Source organism: Vibrio scophthalmi (assembly GCF_040869025.1).
In the GTDB taxonomy this organism is placed as follows: Bacteria; Pseudomonadota; Gammaproteobacteria; order Enterobacterales; family Vibrionaceae; genus Vibrio; species Vibrio scophthalmi.
In genome coordinates this window covers 861,847-878,977 of the sequence record NZ_CP134271.1, presented here as the reverse complement: position 1 = coordinate 878,977, position 17,131 = coordinate 861,847, and the positions used below count along the sequence as shown (strand labels likewise).

The 17,131-nt window shown below is 45.4% G+C and carries 15 protein-coding genes; 8 read left to right on the top strand and 7 right to left on the bottom strand.

What is annotated here, in order from left to right:
* Window positions 1-173 precede the first annotated feature (173 nt).
* From nlpI to RJD38_RS03855, 3 genes are all read left to right on the top strand, one after another.
* Window positions 174-1,082 (top strand): lipoprotein NlpI, encoded by a 909-nt coding sequence (gene nlpI, locus RJD38_RS03865; RefSeq protein WP_005598025.1) that lies wholly within the window; start codon window positions 174-176, stop codon window positions 1,080-1,082.
* A 108-nt stretch (window positions 1,083-1,190) separates the two neighbouring features.
* Window positions 1,191-1,604 (top strand): MarR family winged helix-turn-helix transcriptional regulator, encoded by a 414-nt coding sequence (locus RJD38_RS03860; protein ID WP_065545035.1) that lies wholly within the window; start codon window positions 1,191-1,193, stop codon window positions 1,602-1,604.
* A gap of 66 nt (window positions 1,605-1,670) precedes the next feature.
* The gene (locus tag RJD38_RS03855) at window positions 1,671-3,014 is read left to right on the top strand and encodes an MATE family efflux transporter (protein WP_065545036.1); all 1,344 of its coding nucleotides are present in this window, start codon (window positions 1,671-1,673) and stop codon (window positions 3,012-3,014) included.
* Between the two features lie 26 nt (window positions 3,015-3,040).
* Here RJD38_RS03855 and RJD38_RS03850 read toward each other — a convergent pair whose 3' ends face one another.
* From RJD38_RS03850 to RJD38_RS03830, 5 genes are all read right to left on the bottom strand, one after another.
* Window positions 3,041-4,522, bottom strand: coding sequence for a hypothetical protein (locus RJD38_RS03850; RefSeq protein ID WP_065545952.1), 1,482 nt, complete (start codon window positions 4,520-4,522; stop codon window positions 3,041-3,043).
* A 26-nt stretch (window positions 4,523-4,548) separates the two neighbouring features.
* On the bottom strand, window positions 4,549-6,108 hold the full coding sequence (locus tag RJD38_RS03845) for a bifunctional metallophosphatase/5'-nucleotidase (RefSeq protein WP_065545037.1): 1,560 nt from the start codon (window positions 6,106-6,108) through the stop codon (window positions 4,549-4,551).
* Window positions 6,109-6,325: 217 nt separating this feature from the next.
* A complete protein-coding gene (locus RJD38_RS03840; protein WP_005598031.1) occupies window positions 6,326-7,201 on the bottom strand; it encodes a U32 family peptidase in 876 nt (291 codons plus the stop codon).
* A gap of 18 nt (window positions 7,202-7,219) precedes the next feature.
* Entirely contained in the window at window positions 7,220-8,233 is a 1,014-nt protein-coding gene (locus RJD38_RS03835) for a ubiquinone anaerobic biosynthesis protein UbiU (RefSeq protein WP_005598033.1), read from the bottom strand.
* 144 nt (window positions 8,234-8,377) lie between these two features.
* Window positions 8,378-10,420: an EAL domain-containing protein gene (locus RJD38_RS03830; RefSeq protein WP_005598035.1), complete on the bottom strand. Its 2,043-nt coding sequence runs from the start codon at window positions 10,418-10,420 to the stop codon at window positions 8,378-8,380.
* A gap of 190 nt (window positions 10,421-10,610) precedes the next feature.
* Here RJD38_RS03830 and RJD38_RS03825 point away from each other — a divergent pair, with 190 nt between their 5' ends.
* From RJD38_RS03825 to prfC, 5 genes are all read left to right on the top strand, one after another.
* Complete coding sequence (locus RJD38_RS03825) at window positions 10,611-11,138, top strand: ubiquinone anaerobic biosynthesis accessory factor UbiT (protein WP_005598037.1); 528 nt, start codon at window positions 10,611-10,613, stop codon at window positions 11,136-11,138.
* On the top strand, window positions 11,122-11,625 hold the full coding sequence (locus tag RJD38_RS03820; RefSeq protein ID WP_065545038.1) for a GNAT family N-acetyltransferase: 504 nt from the start codon (window positions 11,122-11,124) through the stop codon (window positions 11,623-11,625). Before RJD38_RS03825 ends, RJD38_RS03820 begins: the two co-directional genes overlap by 17 nt.
* A gap of 97 nt (window positions 11,626-11,722) precedes the next feature.
* Window positions 11,723-12,118: a DNA polymerase III subunit psi gene (locus RJD38_RS03815; protein ID WP_065430865.1), complete on the top strand. Its 396-nt coding sequence runs from the start codon at window positions 11,723-11,725 to the stop codon at window positions 12,116-12,118.
* Between the two features lie 8 nt (window positions 12,119-12,126).
* A complete protein-coding gene (gene rimI / locus RJD38_RS03810; protein ID WP_009385782.1) occupies window positions 12,127-12,576 on the top strand; it encodes a ribosomal protein S18-alanine N-acetyltransferase in 450 nt (149 codons plus the stop codon).
* A 174-nt stretch (window positions 12,577-12,750) separates the two neighbouring features.
* Window positions 12,751-14,340 carry a peptide chain release factor 3 gene (gene prfC, locus RJD38_RS03805; protein WP_005598046.1) on the top strand — a complete coding sequence of 530 codons (1,590 nt, stop codon included), beginning with the start codon at window positions 12,751-12,753 and terminating at the stop codon, window positions 14,338-14,340.
* 590 nt (window positions 14,341-14,930) lie between these two features.
* On the opposite strand, the gene srmB is transcribed toward prfC, so the two are convergent.
* Together srmB and RJD38_RS03795 are read right to left on the bottom strand one after the other, a co-directional pair.
* The gene (srmB, locus tag RJD38_RS03800) at window positions 14,931-16,169 is read right to left on the bottom strand and encodes an ATP-dependent RNA helicase SrmB (protein ID WP_005594019.1); all 1,239 of its coding nucleotides are present in this window, start codon (window positions 16,167-16,169) and stop codon (window positions 14,931-14,933) included.
* Window positions 16,170-16,314: 145 nt separating this feature from the next.
* Window positions 16,315-17,034, bottom strand: a complete 720-nt coding sequence (locus RJD38_RS03795; protein WP_065545039.1) for a tRNA1(Val) (adenine(37)-N6)-methyltransferase — start codon at window positions 17,032-17,034, stop codon at window positions 16,315-16,317.
* Window positions 17,035-17,131 lie beyond the last annotated feature (97 nt).

Below are 17,131 nucleotides of genomic sequence, written 5' to 3'. Positions count from 1 at the left end.
GTTTCGCCCCCTTTTTTTATGTGCAGTAAAACCAATTTATATAAAGATTCGTTAGCGAAAGTGATGCGCTAATCTGATTTGTCTGGGTTTGCATATCGCCAATGCTGGATGCAAATGAAAGCATCATGGCGGTTTAGGTATACACTATAGGTTGGTAACAGGAGTATATATTCGTGAAATGGTTTCAAACCCTAACGCTTGGATTAAGCATTTTGGTTGCCACAGGTTGTACCTCAACCTCTAACCAGCAATGGGTTTATCCACCCATGGCCGTTCCTCTACAGGCAAGCATGCAACAAGAAGTGCAGATTGCCCGCCTGTCTCAGTTGCTTAAGCGTCCGGATTTGTCTGAAGAACTGCGTGCTAAAATGCTGTTTGAACGTGGTAACTATTACGACAGCGTAGGTTTACGAGATCTTGCCCGTTTGGACTACAGTCAATCTCTACAACTCAATCCGTCGCAACCCGATTTATTCAACTTACTGGGTGTCTACTACACTCAAGTCGGAGAGTTCGACGCGGCATACGAAGCTTTTGACTCTACGTTAGATCTCGATCCTGAAAACTCTTATGCAGTACGAAACCGAGCGATAGCCCTTTATTATGGCGATCGAATTGAGCTCGCAATCGAAGATATTGACGCGCACTTTGCCGAAGAACCGAGCGACCCGTTCCGCGCCCTATGGGTGTATCTAATTAAATTAGAACAAACGCCAGAAGCCGCACGTCAAACATTACTAGAGCAATACCAACAGCGCGATTCACAATGGGGCTGGGTGCTGGTGGCGATCACTCTCGGTGAGGTAAGTGAAGAGCAAGCGTTTAAAGCGATTATTGCGGGTACACGTGACAATACGTTACTCGCGCAACGATTAACGGAAGCCTATTTCTATTTAGGTAAGCGTTACCAGCATCAAGGTGACTTTGCAGGTGCGATATCGATGTATAAATTAGCGATTTCATTTAACGTCTATGAGTACGTTGAACATCGATACTCTTTCCTTGAGTTGACGCGTATCTTCACTCAAGTGAAAGCAGAACAGCTAGCCAAAGCGAAGCTTGAAGAAGCTGCGCAACCTTAATCACTGATTACGATAAGCTTAGATAAACCGCCTTTTTAGGCGGTTTTTTATTGCCCAAAATTTAAAAATAGCTAAAATGGTTAGCTTGGCTAACTAAAAGGATTAACCATGGTTTTAGAACAGAGTTTGATTGAACTAGAACGTTTTTGCTCTAAGGCGTGGCGCGTCTATGCCAAGGAAGATCCAATGTGTCATTTAAGTTTCAATGAATTTGATTACTTGAAGGTGATACAGCAATACCCTCAAGGCGTGCGTATTACCGATCTTGCCGATGAGTTACGTATTACCAAACCATCTGCTTCGAACATGGTGGCTCGTCTTGAGAAGAAAGGCTTAGTACGTGGTGTGGCTTGTCAGGAAGATGCTCGAGCAAAACGAGTTATGTTAACTGAGAAAGTCGTTAAGGATATGTCTTTAGAGAAGGTGGTGTACCAGCAAATTGCGAGTGACCTTAACCAGTCTCTTTCACAGCAGGAAGCTGAGCAATTAGTGCAACTGTTAAATAAAGCACTTCAAAAATAAAAATTTTAACCGATTAGTTAGCTTTGCTAACTAATCAGATTCAGCAGTATTTTGCTTGGTGAAAAAATGCAAGATTCAATCTATAAACAGTTTTGGCGTTACGCGATCCCAACCATTGCGGCGATGCTCGTTAACGGCTTATATCAAGTGGTTGATGGAATATTCATTGGCCGTTATGTCGGTGCTGAAGGTCTGGCAGGGATTAATGTCTCTTGGCCAGTGATTGGCTCGATCCTAGGGATTGGTATGTTGGTCGGCGTCGGCACAGGTGCATTGGCGTCAATTAAACAAGGTGAAGGTGATGCGGAGGGCGCGAAAGGTACGTTGGCGACGGGGCTACTGTTGTTGGCTTTGGTTGCGCCGATAGTCTCTGTTGTGCTCTATTTCTTTGCTGATACCTTCTTGTTATGGCAGGGCGCCCAAGGGCGAATTTTAGAGCTCGGTAGTCAATACCTGCATATCTTGATTTTCGCTTGTGTATTCTCGCTTGGCTCGATTGCGACACCGTTTTTACTGCGTAATGATGGTAGTCCAAATTTAGCGACAATCTTGATGGTGATTGGCGCGATTGCTAATATCATTTTGGATTACCTATTTATTGCTTGGTTAGGTTGGGAGTTGCAAGGCGCCGCGTTGGCTACCGCAATGTCGCAAATGATAGTGACTCTGTTAGGTATCGGTTATTTCTTCTCGAGCAAAGCGAATATGCGCTTACGTTTGAGTGATTTACGCATGCAGTTTGCAGAGGTTCCGCGTATCGCTGCGATCGGTGTGTCGAGCTTCTTTATGTACGCTTATGGTTCGATGATGGTGGCACTGCATAACAGCCTATTTGCTGATTATGGTAGTGGTATTCTGATTGGTGCATACGCGATTTTGGGCTATATCGTTACCGTTTACTACCTGATTGTAGAAGGCGTAGCGAATGGTATGCAGCCGCTAGTGAGCTACAACCATGGTGCACGTAATCAAGACAATATTCGTAAACTGTTGCAGATCGCTATGGGAACGGCGGTGCTGGGTGGTATCGCTTTTGTGGTAGTACTAAACATCTTCCCACGTGAATTTGTATCGGTCTTCAACTCAAGCGATGCTGAGTTGATGGAAAATGCCGTGATTGGTATTCGTCTACATATGTTTGCGATGTTCTTGGATGGTTTCTTAGTGGTGGCTGGTGCTTATTACCAATCAATCAACAAGAGCAGCAAAGCGATGTTCGTGACCATCGGCAACATGGTGATTCAACTGCCGTTCTTGTTCATCATGCCGAAATTGATGGGCGTACCGGGTATTTGGATTGCTTATCCATTGTCGAATATCGCATTGAGTCTGGTGGTGATGTGGATGCTGTGGCGTGACGTGAAGCGAATGATTCTCCCGCCGAGTCAGCCGATGACCTTGGCCAGTTAATTGATACATAAAGAGGATGAGCTTGTTTATCCTCTTTTGTTTTGCACGAGATCTTGCTGATTCAAGCACCGAACCATGGTTGCGATCGAGTCGATGGCATGATGTGCAGGGACGGCGATTCGCGGTTTCTTAGTCGATAAATAATTGTGTATATATCGATAGATCGTTTGCCATTGTTCAACGCGTGGTTGACTCAGTTTCTGTGCGTAGACGCAAGGTAGCCAGCGTTCAAAGGTCTGCCATAATTGCTTGTCCCAGTTAATTGTCGTGGGCAGCAATGCTTGTAAATCTATCATGCTTAGTTCAGATACAGGTGTGAGAACGCCTAGTCCTATCTGGTGTTGCTCATTTTTGTCCGTTACCGAAAGTCTGTGCCACTTTTCGTTCCACCAACTGAGAGTGCGATGTTGTACGCTGTGCTCAGTATGAGGATGGTTAAGTGAGTAGTGATAGTAATACAGAGATACTGTGCCTTGTCGTATGGGATCGCTATAAGCGGTGATCGCCGCGCCGCGGAGAAAACTTTCGTGTTCCAACAGCCAGTTGGTTTTGGCTGGAAACGAAAGGTGCTGTTTGAGGTTTTGCATATGCGCATGAGCGGCATAAACCGGGCGCATCAATGCATTGTGTGGATCTTTGCCCTGTTTGAGCATCGCATGTTTTTTATCACAATAAGCCAGTTGATCAAATTGGCTACGAGCGAGAATCTTTTGATAGGTCTTTTCGGCTCGAATCAGCACATCTGTTTCTCCTTCCATCGAGCTTTCTTTTGCTTTTAGCGCATATTGGCTGCTATTGCGCCAAGAGAGGGAGTCATCATTCAAATTGGCTATCGTCTCCGCCCGTGCGTTGTCAGAAAGCAGGTAAACGTAGCCACTGTTAATATCGAGCGTACAAAGCGTCCACAACTGGGCAAATTCTTGCTTGGTGGTATTGGCCTTCATACCACTCCGGCAGGGCTGGATATGGCTAAAGGTATATAGAGTATGCTCGGTTGCCTGCGCCAATGCGTACTGTTCAATATAATAGGAATAATGATTCAGTAGTTCGCATAGCTGAGTGAGATGCTGAGCAAACATTTTATTGCTTAACCCAAGATGGCTTTGTAATGAGCTGGGTTTAATGCCTTGTGCCAGTGCATCGAGCCAAGGTTGGAGCCTTTTGGCGATAAGATCAGGGTTTGGCTGTGAAACAACAGTTTGGCAGGTTGTGCATTGGAGACGCTGACTCCCAATGTGGGTGCGGCCATAGCGTTGCCATGTATTGTTCTCGTGGTGCGTGCAGTGGAAGTGGCGCGGAAAGTCGGCTGGGTATCTGCGTTGCTCGATTTCTCGTGCTAGAGCAATAATGGGTGGATTGAGCAACACAGGAGGATAGGCACCGCATAAATCGCAGTGCCAAGCCGGGTAGCCAAGTCTATCGGAATAACGATAAAGAGTTTCATCGGGGTTACCGCAATTAGCGCAACCGAAGGTCTTACAGCCGTTATAATTTTGTCGAAAAGCCAAGGCCATTTTCTCATATTAGATGGTCGTTAGCGGCTTACATCCACTTGACGACCAAGTGCGGGTACGGTGATGTTTTTACGCAATTTGAATTGCTCAATCAATACCTGCATAACAGGCTCGCCTTGGGAAAGGGGCTTACCCTCGGCAAACACATGATAACCATCACCACCACTGGCTGCGTATGAATAAGTTGCAACGCTGTATTGGCGGGTCTCTTCGACGGGCTTACCATTAATTTTCAGGCTGATTAGGCGTTGATTTTCCGCTTTGGTGCTATCGTAGGTCGCTTCAATACCGGAGAACTGCGCTAAGCCGTAAGGCAGGGTATAGCTGTATTCAAGCAATTGTTTTACTTGCTGACCGCTAATTGAAACCATCGCGAGTTTATCGGTAAATGGGAATACGTTCATCACATTTTCCAATGTTACATCGCCTTGGTTTAAGTCAACCCGGATACTGCCAGAGCTCATCATAGCAATATCGGCTTGAGCTGCGTCGCGCATCATATCCGCGACCAAGTTACCAATGTTCGATTCACGGTAATAACGACGGAAAGCGGTGTCATCAATGGTTGCAATGGTCTGGTTGAGCTCAGGAAATTGCTTACGAGCATTATCGATAAGATTGCCCGTTTTCTGATCTCGTTTCAGTTTGTCTGCTTCAACGGGAATTAGTTTACCATTGAGGAACGTGACTTGGTTGCTTTCAGTATCGACCTCAAACTTGGTGTAACCAAGGTATTTGCCTTGGCCAAATGTAAGGCCAACTACCGTGCCTGTCTCAGGATGTATCACCGGTTTCCAAAGACCGTGATCAGAGTGGCCACCAAAAATAACGTCCACATTTTTTAGTTGGCCGGCCATGGCATAATCTTCATCGAAGCCGCGTTGTACTTCGGGATCTGCTTCTTTGTCGGTTTGCATCGGTGCGGTTTTGTTTTGGTGTGTGAGCACCACGACCATATCGACGTCATCGTGAATTTTATCAACCCAGAATTGCGCAACAGCAATTGGATCATCGATGGTCAAACCCTTACGATTGCCTTTCCACATCGTGTTGTAGAAAGCATCAATGCCCATAACTCCAACCACGCCAATACGCACGCCATCACGCTCGACGATAGTATAAGGCTGTGCAAAAGGTGCCTCATTTTGTTCAAACTTAATATTGGCATTTAGCACCGGATAAGCGGCGCGAGGCATGGTTTCTTTAAGGGCTTTCCAGCCGTATTCAAATTCATGGTTACCGAGAGTGATCGCGTCGTAATCCATTGCGCTGTACAAGTCGAATGCGAGCTTACCTTGTGTTTTTTTCGATAGTGAACCAGTAAAAATATCTCCCGCATCAAACAGGAAGCTGGTTTGTTCTTGCGCGCGAGTCTCTTTGATTAGTGTGGCAAGATAAGGAATGCCACCGATACGTGTAATATCAGGATTCCAAAAAGCATCCACAGGTTCATAGACGCTTTCGATATCGTTAGTGTGCAGTAAGGTGATTTCTTTTACTTCAGCCAGAGCAGAGAAAGAGCTCGTCGTTAGTAGTGCACCGAGTGACAGGGCAAGGCGCGTTTTTGTTAGCATTTTCATTATAGGAACTAAAGGCAGCAAATTGATGTCGCAGAATATAGATAAGCCAAACTGATAAATTAGTGAGTAATCTCACAATAAGAAGCAAACGTTTGCATTGGTTTTTGTAAAGTTCCCAAATCTGTTGGTAATGAGCGATATTGGTTATAGCGCGAAGGGAAATGCACAAAAAAAGCCAACCTGTTTGAGGTTGGCTTAATGTTTGTTGCGAAATGGATTAAGACTTAACTTCTAGGCCCGCTAAGCGATGCCAGTAACCATTACATTGGCGATCTTCAATCTTAACTGGATTCTCGCCGTGTAAGTTGGCACGGAAGCGGTCAATTTCGCCTAACGTATTCAACCCCAGTGGGCTCAAACGCACGACATCGACCAAGCCTTGCATGCTCGATTGATCGTTGATCAAGTTGTAGCAATAACCAGACTGAGTTTGAATACCGTTGAGGTTAAAGACTTCTTGGCCTTCTTGGCTACGTACTTGAATACCCGTTGGGTATTTGATGCAGCAAGTTTCGCAATCGTCTTTGGCTTTGTTTTCCGCACGAGCGGTGAAACAGCGAGCTGAATAGGCCAATGGTAAGTAACCGTGGCTAAATACTTCAACTTCAAATTGGTTACGAATACCCAATTGCTCACATTGAACGAGAACCTTGTCTAACCAATCGCGTGACAGCTCCACAGGCATACACCAGCGCGTCATACCCTGTTTTAAAAACAGGTTTAGCGTATGTGCATTGTAGGTGTTAACCGCAGGGCCAACCACGAACGGCACCTTGCTTTCGTAAGCCAGTTGAATCCCCGACACGTCATTCGCTTCAATTGCAAAATCACCATTGTCGATGTATTTCTTCATGATGCTGACTTCACTTGGCGCTTCGAGTAGTGCCATGGTCGATAGCACTACTTGCTTGCCTGAGCCTGCGATCTCTTTAGCAATATCAAACCAGTGTGCTGGTTTCATTTCGCGGCGTTTAGAGCAAACACTTTCGCCAAGATAAATAATATCGGCAGAGCTTTGTTTTGCTTGCTGATAGAAATCTTCAACGTCTTGCTTTGGCCAAAAATAGAGAAGTGGACCGAGTGCGTATTTCATTATTCTATTCCTATGCCGTTATTGCCATTTACGGTGGTAAGCACCAAGCGTGGTTTGCGTACCTTCAGAGACGTTCGCCAGTGCCGCATCCCAAGCTGCTTCAACACGGTAAGCTTCTGGGTTGGCAAGGTAGCGATCAATCGCCGCGCGCCATGTACGGGTGACTTGCTCTACGTAAGCAGGGCTACGTTGGCGACCTTCAATTTTCACCGAAGCAACATTGGCAGCAAATAGCTCAGGCAGCATAGAAAGGGTATTCAAGCTGGTTGGCTCTTCGAGTGCATGGTAAACCTTGGCTTCACCTTCGATATCAGCGCTAAAGCGGCCTTTACATAAGGTTGGGTAACCGGCGTTCTCGCCCGTGCTATAACGGTCAATCAAAATGTTGTTAAGGCGAGACTCAAGGCCCTGTTCAGTTTCTTGCCAGCGTACATATTTGGCTGGAGAGCAGGCGCCAACGGTATTTGGCGATTCGCCTGTCATGTAAGACGATAGGTAACAACGACCTTCCGACATAATGCACAAGCTACCAAAAGCAAACACTTCTAGCTCTACATCGCTGGTGATGTTACGTGACAACTGTTTCACCTGATGGATCGACAATACGCGTGGCAGTACGACACGTTTCACGTTGAAGTTGTTCTTATAGAAATCGATCGCGGCAATGTTGGTGGCCGATGCTTGCACTGAAAGATGCAATTCTAAATCTGGGTATTTACGTGCAGCGTATTCCAGTACAGCAATATCCGCCACGATTAGGGCATCGACACCTACATCCGCGGCGCGATCAACCGCACTCGTCCAGCGCTCAAAGCCATCTGGGTGAGCGAAGGTATTCAGCGCGACGTGAATTTTTTTGTTGTGGTCGTGCACATACTGCACGGCTTTATCGAGTTTTTTACCGTTAAAGTTTAGCCCTGCGAAATGGCGGGCATTGGTGTCATCTTTAAAGCCGATGTAAACCGCGTCGGCACCACAGTCGATGGCGGTTTTTAGGGCAGGTAGATTACCTGCGGGGCATAGGAGTTCCATTGCTCAGCTAAACCTATTATTTTCAATATTGCCAGCATTTTATGAAGAATTATGAACGGCAATTTTGATGTAAGGCAGGTTTGAGTGAGTTAGCTGACAATTACCTCTTCCGGATAATGGATTTCGCTGACTTTTACGGAAGATTTAATTTTTATGGCGACGGTTCTGCATGAACAATTCTTCGACGTCTTGCTTTGGTTGCGGACGATAGAAATGGAAGCCTTGAATCGAGTTACAGTTGAGGTTTGACAGGAGTGTTGCTTGTTGTTGGGTTTCAACCCCCTCTGCAACCACGGTTAAATTGAGTGATTTGCCCAAATTGATGATATTTTCAATCACCGTTACCTGTTTAGGTAAGGTGTCGATCTCGGTGATAAAGGCGCGATCGATCTTAAGCTCATCGAGAGGGAAGCGAGCTAAGTAGGCAAGGGATGAATAGCCGGTACCAAAGTCATCAATGGATAGGGCAAAACCAAGTTTTTTGATGGCATTGAGCATTTGAAGAGTGTGCTCACTGTCACTCATCACTGCACTTTCGGTCAATTCAAATGTGATGCAGCTAGGATCCAGCTCGGTGGAGCGCAATAACTTTTCCATGTAATCGATCAGTTTCGGGTTACCAAACTGCTCTGGCGAGAGGTTAATAGCGACACGTCCAGGTAAGATGCCTTGCATCTTCCAGCGTTTCACCGTGGCAAAAACTTCACGCATGACAACGCGACCTAAGTGCTCAATTAATCCAGCTCGTTCAGCCACCGGAATAAAGGCGCCTGGGCTAATATAGCCTTCAACGGGGTGCTTCCAACGTACTAGCGCTTCTGCGCCGTTGATACTGAAATCACGCGCGTTGACTTTCGGTTGGTACCACACTTCAAGGCCATTTTGTTGCAGTGCCTTTTGTAGCTCGATTTCCAGCCATAAACGCATGCGCGCTTCTTTGTTCATCTGATCGTTAAACTTAATCAGACGGTTGCGGCCGCGCTCTTTGGCTTCATACATGGCAGTGTCAGCATTTTGCAGCAATATGCGTGCATCGTTGCCATCACCAGGGTAGACAACGCTACCAATTGAACAAGCAAGGCGTTTGCTAAAGTGTTGCAAATCAAACGGCTGGTTGATGAGTGATATAATTCGATCTGAAAGTGATTCAACCATGCGGTTGTTTTCTGGATTGGGTAAGATCAAACCAAACTCATCGCCACCTAAATGGCCAAGTACAGCTTGTTGAGGTAATAAGCGCTTGAGTCGACAGGAAACTTCTTTGATGACCTTGTCACCGATATGGTGACCTAAAGAGTCATTGATGTTTTTAAAGTTATCGATATCAAGGTAGAGCATGATTAACGGTGTTTCATTTTTGATCAGCTGATCAAGGCGCTTGGTGAATCCAAAGCGGTTATATAGCCCGGTTAAAGAATCAATATGAGCATCACTATTTATGGTGGAGTCACTGATTTTCTTCGGTGCTTGTTCAGCATCTTGGATCAGAACCAGTTGTGATTCTTCGCCCATGATCATCGCATGTGCGGCCTGTAGCTGAACTTTTCGCTCCAATCCACAGCGTGGTCCTGTCAGGCACAAAATCGGTGCATCATGCAGTAGCATGCCAAGTTTGTTATTGAAGGACTTTTTGCTGTTTTCATCAATAAACAGGCGCGACAGCTCTTCACCTAATAAATCACTGCTTGATTCAAATCCAAGTAAGCGAACGGCGGCGGGATTGGCTGACAAAATACAGTCATGTTCAACTAGCAATAACCCTTCGGGCAACAGTTGAGTCAGCGCGGAAAACTTGTTTTCTGCTTCTTCGAGCGAGTGGATTAAAATGCTTTTTTCAGAGGTATCAATCGCATGAAGAACGACGTATTGCACTTTGTTATTGAAGCTAATCGGAGAGATGGAGCAGAGCAGACTGGTTTCGAGATCGACATCGTTAAGCGTAATTTCAGTTTCACTTGATTCGCCAAGTAGAGCGCGTTGGTAGTAGGGTTTGAGCTGGTAATAAAATTGCTCACCAAGAATTTCACGATCGCTCCGCCCGACAAGCTCTTTTTGTGATAGTCCCGATATTTCGCAATAGCGTTCGTTAACCATCACATAGTTATGTTGATCGTCTAAGATGGCCGAGAAAAAAGGACTCTTAGCCGTAATTTGTGTAAACCAATCCTGAAACTGTTGCGATGGCATTCGGGGGGTACCAAGTCTCCAAAGAGAGTGAATAAGCGCTTATTACAAGCTGAATGCGTTACTATAACCACCTTATCTAAGAGATTAAAGAGTTGTAACCATTCCGTCATTTTTTGATACACAACAGGTAACGAAAGCAATCTATCCATTATCATCCATGCATCTATCTACAAAGTAACGGATAACCCGCGTGATTAACAAGATTCGCACTCAATTAGTTCAAAATGCAGCATCAATTTTGCGATCTCCAGTCCACTTATTACCACAATCTGTTCAAAAAAAAGCCTTGTTAGATGGCTTGAAAATGGTATTCAAAGAAGCATTGGAAGATGGTGATTTTGAATTCCTTGAAGGCAAGTGGTTGAAAGTAGAAGTTAAAGATATGCGCCTACATTGGTATATCAGCTACGAAGACGACAAGTTAATTGTTGCTGAAACTCCGCAGCAAGAAGACGTATCTTTCTCTGGTAATCTGAATGACTTGATTTTGATCGCTGGCCGCAAAGAAGATCCTGATACATTATTCTTCCAGCGTCGTTTGTCGATTGAAGGCGATACGGAATTAGGTTTGGAAGTGAAAAACCTGATGGATAGTGTCGATCTTGAGCTTTTGCCAAAACCGTTACAGATTTTACTTAATCAGTTAGCTGATTTTGTGCATAAAGGCGTACAATCGCCAGCAGTACAAAATGAGGTAGCGAATGCTTATACGAACTGAAGCGCCAGCGGATATTCTGGCCATTGACCGCCTGCTTAAAACCACCTTTGAGACAGAAGCGGAAGCAAACTTAGTGATGGCACTGAGAGAAAACAGCAAGCTGACGCTTTCACTTGTTGCGTGTAATGATGAAGGAGAAGTCGTCGGACACGCGATGTTTACTCCGGTAACGTTGCAAGGTGAAGATTTAAACTGGCAAGGTCTAGCGCCGGTATCTGTGCGTGAAGACTATCGTAAGCAAGGCATTGCTGCGACGATGATTCGCGAAGGTATTGAATCGCTATACGAATTTGGTTACCCGGCTTGTGTCGTGCTTGGCGATCCTGACTACTACCAACGTTTTGGTTTTGAAGCGGCAGAAAAACACCACATGCAATGCCAGTGGGATGTCCCTGAAGGGGTATTTCAAGTCCTAGCGATCGCTGATGGCGAGCTCGCAGAACGTAGTGGTTTGATTGAATATAGTGAAGAGTTTAGCCAGCTTTAACGGGTAAACTTACGCAGAAAAAAGGGGCGATAGCCCCTTTTTTGTTGCCCGTCGATCTGTGCTAATATGACGCTACGAAATTTAGAGAACTCTATTCATGCAAACTGACCATGTTGCTTACCTAACACAGATGGGGATTGATTGTTATCAACTCAGCCATCCTGAACGTTTGACCGGTTACCAAGCGCCAGCGCTGGAATTACCCGCCGAGTGCAAACTCTTGTTAGTTTCGCCCGTGAGTCCAAACGGTGAGTTAGCACTGCTGTTTGAGCGGGTATTAAAAAGCATCAATATTTCTTTAGACCAAGCACGCCATATCTACCCTGAACAGGCGACTCAGTTAGCTGGACAATCCATGGAATGGGTGTGGTTTGCAGGCTGCGAACGTACAGAACAATTGGCTGAAAAAGCACTCACGACCCCACTTCTTAGTGAGATCGATGGGAATAATCAGCAGCGTAAAGCGCTGTGGCAACAGATCTGTTCATACTAACGAGCCTTATGACACTACAATTTTATCCTCTTGCCTTAGAACACCTTGACCAAGTGTGGGCCATTGAGCAAACGGCGCATAGCCACCCTTGGGCTGAATCGATGATTCGTGATCTTAATAGCCGTGGTGCCTGCCATCATGCTTTGGTCGTGAATCAAAAAGTCGTTGGTTACTTTTACGCACAAAACATCGTCGGTGAAGTCACCTTACTTAACATTGCTGTTGATCCTGCCGAACAAGGCAAAGGTTATGGTAAGGCGTTAACCGAGCACTTTTTAGATGTTTGCGAACAAGCTAAAGCCGAAAGCGCTTGGTTAGAAGTACGAGAAAGCAATCAGCGTGCGTTTGCTCTTTATGAAGCGGTTGGTTTTAACGAGCTTGATCGCCGTCGTAATTACTACCCAACCGACAAAGGTAAAGAAGACGCGATTATTATGAGTTACCTATTTCTCTTTTAATCAGCGTGCTGAATTAAGCATTAACGCTAGGTGATGACTTAGCGTACGACTATCGCGCCGCTTGTGGTTGCTTGAGTATAAAAGCAATATAAGCGAGAATAGCGCGCAAAATAGAATCGAATCGGTTTGTTTAACGTTTAAACAAGCATCCAGACAGAAAAGAAGACCAGTTTCATGTCAAATACACCATTTATTGGCGAAGTTTCTAAACGTAGAACGTTCGCTATTATCTCGCACCCGGATGCGGGTAAAACCACCATTACAGAAAAAGTTCTGTTATTCGGAAACGCGATCCAAAAAGCGGGTACAGTGAAAGGTCGTGGCTCTAACCAGCATGCGAAATCTGACTGGATGGAGATGGAAAAAGAACGTGGTATCTCGGTAACAACGTCTGTGATGCAGTTCCCATACAACGACTGTCTAGTTAACCTACTGGATACTCCGGGACACGAAGACTTCTCGGAAGATACTTACCGTACGCTAACGGCGGTGGACTCGTGCTTGATGGTTATTGATGCGGCGAAAGGTGTCGAAGACCGTACACGTAAATTGATGGAAGTTACTCGCCTGCGTGATACGCCAATCGTGACTTTCATGAACAAACTTGACCGTGACGTTCGTGATCCAATGGAAGTCTTAGACGAAGTTGAAAACGAACTAGGCATGATGTGTGCGCCTATTACTTGGCCAATTGGCTGTGGTAAAGAGTTTAAAGGTGTTTACCACATCCACCGTGATGAAACGATTCTGTACGAATCAGGTCATGGTCATGAAATCCAAGAAGTGCGCATCATTAAAGGTCTAGATAACCCAGAGCTTGATGAGCAAGTTGGTGCTGATCTGGCTGAGAGCGTGCGTGAAGAGCTTGAACTAGTGATGGGCGCATGCCCTGAGTTTGATCTTGAGTCTTTCCTTGTCGGTGAGTTAACGCCAGTCTACTTTGGTACCGCACTGGGTAACTTTGGTGTTGACCATATGCTAGATGGTTTGACTGAGTGGGCTCCAATGCCGAAAACTCGTCAAGCGGTTGAGCGTGATGTTGAAGCGACAGAAGAGAAATTCTCTGGTTTCGTATTCAAAATCCAAGCGAACATGGATCCTAAACACCGCGACCGTATTGCTTTCATGCGTATCGTATCGGGTACTTACACCCAAGGCATGAAAATGAACCACGTACGTCTAGGTAAACAAATCAGTATTTCTGATGCAGTTACCTTTATGGCGGGTGACCGTTCACGTGCAGAAAATGCGTTTGCTGGTGATATCATTGGTCTACACAACCACGGTACGATCCAAATCGGTGATACCTTTACTCAAGGTGAATCGTTGAAGTTCTCGGGTATCCCTAACTTCGCACCAGAATTGTTCCGCCGTATTCGCCTACGCGATCCACTGAAGCAAAAGCAGCTACTGAAAGGTCTTGTTCAGCTTTCGGAAGAGGGTGCTGTGCAGGTATTCCGTCCAGTACAAAACAACGATCTTATCGTTGGTGCGGTGGGTGTGCTGCAGTTTGATGTGGTTGTGGCGCGTCTGAAGTCAGAATACAACGTAGAAGCGATTTACGAAGGCGTAAACGTGGCAACTGCTCGTTGGGTTGATTGTACTGATGGTAAGAAGATGGACGACTTCCAACGCAAGAACCAAGCTAACCTAGCGCTCGATGGTGGTGATAACCTAACCTACATCGCGCCAACCATGGTGAACTTGAATCTAGCGCAAGAGCGTTTCCCTGATGTGGTGTTCCGCGCAACTCGCGAGCACTAATATTCTGCGTATTCGCTAATGATATTTGCATAAATACCGCCATTAAGGCGGTATTTTTTTGTAAAGGCAAAAGGTCTTCATTCCTTACTTATCTTAAGATGATCCGATATTTTGTGAGATCCCCAACTCGTTCGTTCCTCACTCTTGAGGATGACGTTGTTTTGGTGGTTGCTATGTGCCTGTTACTCCTTAGAACGAACAAGTTTAGTAAGTAATCTTTTAAAGCGAATCGTTATATTGTTAGATGGCCAACTTGTTCGTTGAGTGATGACACTGTTTTGGTGGTTGCTATGTGCCTGTTATTCCTTAGAACGAACAAGTTTAGTAAGTAATCTTTTAAAGCGAATCGTTATATTGTTAGATGGCCAACTTGTTCGTTGAGTGATGACACTGTTTTGGTGGTTGCTATGTGTTCTGTCATTCCTTAGAACGACGAAGGAGAGAGTAAGGAATCTTTTAACGCGAACGGTTAATTTGGTGAGCTTTCTCGCTTGTTCTGCGCAGAAACAAAAAAGGCCGATGTTTTCACATCAGCCTCTTTATCATCTCAAAGCGAAGCGCGCTCAATTCTTAAAGCGCAGCGTTCTTAATTACTTCTTTTTCTTGCCTGTTTTCTTTTTGCTTTTGGCTTTTACAGACGTTTTGTTTTTGTCTTCTTTTTTCTTTTTCTTGAAGACAGGTTTTTTGTGCGTAGGACGCATCTCTTTAATGAAGCGCTCTTTGATGTCTTCTTTCACGTAACGAGCAACGCGATCCAGCATTTGTTGGTCGTGTGCTTCTACGATAGAAACTGCGTTGCCTTTCTTACCTGCACGTGCAGTACGGCCGATACGGTGTAGGTAAACGTCAGCGCTGCGCGGCATGTCGTAGTTGATTACATGACTTACGTCAGGTAGGTCGATACCACGGGAAGCAACGTCAGTTGCGAGTAGAACATTCACTTCGCCATCACGGAAACGAGCAATCGCATTGTTACGACGATCTTGAGGCATTTCACCTTGGATCCAAGAACAAGGGATTTGTGCGCGTTCAAGTTCAGTACGTAGTTCAGCAAGGCGTTCACGGGTTTTTAGGAATACGATTGAACGTTCAGCTTGCTCAGTGATGATTTTTTTCAGCAGCGCCAGTTTGTGCTCTGCGTTATCAGCACGGTGGTACCACTGGGTGATTTTTTTACGTTCACGACGTGAAGGATCAGCTTCGATTTCCGTTGGGTTTTTCAATAGATCGGCAGTAAAGCCTTCCACACCGCGGCCTTCTAATGTTGCAGAGAACAGCAGTGTTTGTTTACGCCAGCGACATTCAGTCGAAAGCTTATCAACGGTTGGACCAAAGCCCATGTCTAGCATGCGGTCGGCTTCATCTAGGATCAGCCACTCAATCGCACGACAGTCAAAGCGTTCTGCTTTGATGTATTCCATCAAGCGGCCAGGCGTTGCTACAACGATATCTTGTGTTGTCGCTAGAATATCAGCGTGTTCTTGGTATTGAACACCACCAGTAATGGTGAAGATATTTAGCTTGGTATTTTTTGCCAATGCACGCGCTTGATCAGCAATTTGCATTGCCAATTCACGAGTTGGCGTCAAAATCAGCATACGAGCTGGCCCCGGCTTACGGCGAGGGAAGTCGAGTAAGAACTGTAGTGCAGGGATAACAAATGCGGCTGTTTTACCAGTACCAGTTGGCGCTGATGCTAGAATATCTCGCCCTTCTAAAGCTTGAGGAATTGCTTGAGCCTGCACTTGAGTCGGACGTTCAAAGCCCATTTCTTCAATAGCGGTAAGCAGGTTCGGATCTAAATCAAGATCTGCAAAATTTTTGATCACAGTTGTTTCTCCACAAGCCCTTCGGCGAGATTACAAAAATTAGAAGCGGATAGTTCACGCTACCCAACATGGCTAAGTTAACAAGTTAAGCCAAAAAATAGCCGAGTAGTATAGTTGGATTGGTGATTAGGATCACACCTTATTTCTACATCTTTAAATAAAAATCTTTGGTTAGCGCGATAAAAGCCTCTGTATAGCCTAGCTTATCACGAATTATTAGTTGCTGATCTTCGCATTCCCCTGATATTAAGCTTAATTCAATCAATAACCTATTGTCTGGTTTGGTCTCGGTTGGCTGTACGCGACATAGGCGTGTCAGCGAGAACCCCAAGCGCTTCGCCAGTTGAATAAAATGTTCACCTTCTACGACGGGTAAAACAAAACTGGCTTTACCGTGATGATCTAACAGTGAGTAACAGCGCTCGAGTAAATCTTGATGGCTTAAGCTGTCAGTATGACGAGCGGTGGCGCGGGGCTGTAGCTTTGCTTGTTCGCCGTTATTAAAGTAGGGCGGGTTGCAGATAATCGCATCAAACTTTTCTGGAAAACTCACTGCGGTAATATCGGCTTGTTCTACCATAATTCGCTCTGCCCAGTCAGAGTTCGCCACATTTAGCTGTGCGGTGATCGCGGCAGATTGCTCAATGTCGACGGCGTAAATCTCGGCGTCAAGATTACGCTGTGCGCACATTAACGCCAGCAATCCAGTGCCCGTGCCAATATCGAGGATGCGTTGGCTAGAGGTGATTTTAGCCCAAGCGCCCAATAGCACGCCATCAGTGCTGACGGGCATACCACATTCCCCCCCTTCGATAGCAAATTGCTTAAATTGAAATCCCTTGGTTTGTTTGTTTTTTCTGTTCATTAAATGTTCGGCCTAGAGTGTTTAAATAAGTTGATATCACCATTGTGGATCGTATGTATGGTTAATTTATCTTTATTTGGTTAGTTTTGTTAATGAA

What these genes read in the sequence shown, in the direction of transcription:
- RJD38_RS03860 (WP_065545035.1), top strand. Translation starts at nt 1,191, where the DNA reads ATGGTTTTAGAACAGAGTTTGATTGAACTAGAACGTTTTTGCTCTAAG.
- RJD38_RS03855 (WP_065545036.1), top strand. Translation starts at nt 1,671, where the DNA reads ATGCAAGATTCAATCTATAAACAGTTTTGGCGTTACGCGATCCCAACC.
- RJD38_RS03845 (WP_065545037.1), bottom strand. Translation starts at nt 6,108, where the DNA reads ATGAAAATGCTAACAAAAACGCGCCTTGCCCTGTCACTCGGTGCACTA.
- RJD38_RS03840 (WP_005598031.1), bottom strand. Translation starts at nt 7,201, where the DNA reads ATGAAATACGCACTCGGTCCACTTCTCTATTTTTGGCCAAAGCAAGAC.
- RJD38_RS03835 (WP_005598033.1), bottom strand. Translation starts at nt 8,233, where the DNA reads ATGGAACTCCTATGCCCCGCAGGTAATCTACCTGCCCTAAAAACCGCC.
- RJD38_RS03830 (WP_005598035.1), bottom strand. Translation starts at nt 10,420, where the DNA reads ATGCCATCGCAACAGTTTCAGGATTGGTTTACACAAATTACGGCTAAG.
- RJD38_RS03820 (WP_065545038.1), top strand. Translation starts at nt 11,122, where the DNA reads ATGCTTATACGAACTGAAGCGCCAGCGGATATTCTGGCCATTGACCGC.
- RJD38_RS03815 (WP_065430865.1), top strand. Translation starts at nt 11,723, where the DNA reads ATGCAAACTGACCATGTTGCTTACCTAACACAGATGGGGATTGATTGT.
- rimI (WP_009385782.1), top strand. Translation starts at nt 12,127, where the DNA reads ATGACACTACAATTTTATCCTCTTGCCTTAGAACACCTTGACCAAGTG.
- prfC (WP_005598046.1), top strand. Translation starts at nt 12,751, where the DNA reads ATGTCAAATACACCATTTATTGGCGAAGTTTCTAAACGTAGAACGTTC.
- RJD38_RS03795 (WP_065545039.1), bottom strand. Translation starts at nt 17,034, where the DNA reads ATGAACAGAAAAAACAAACAAACCAAGGGATTTCAATTTAAGCAATTT.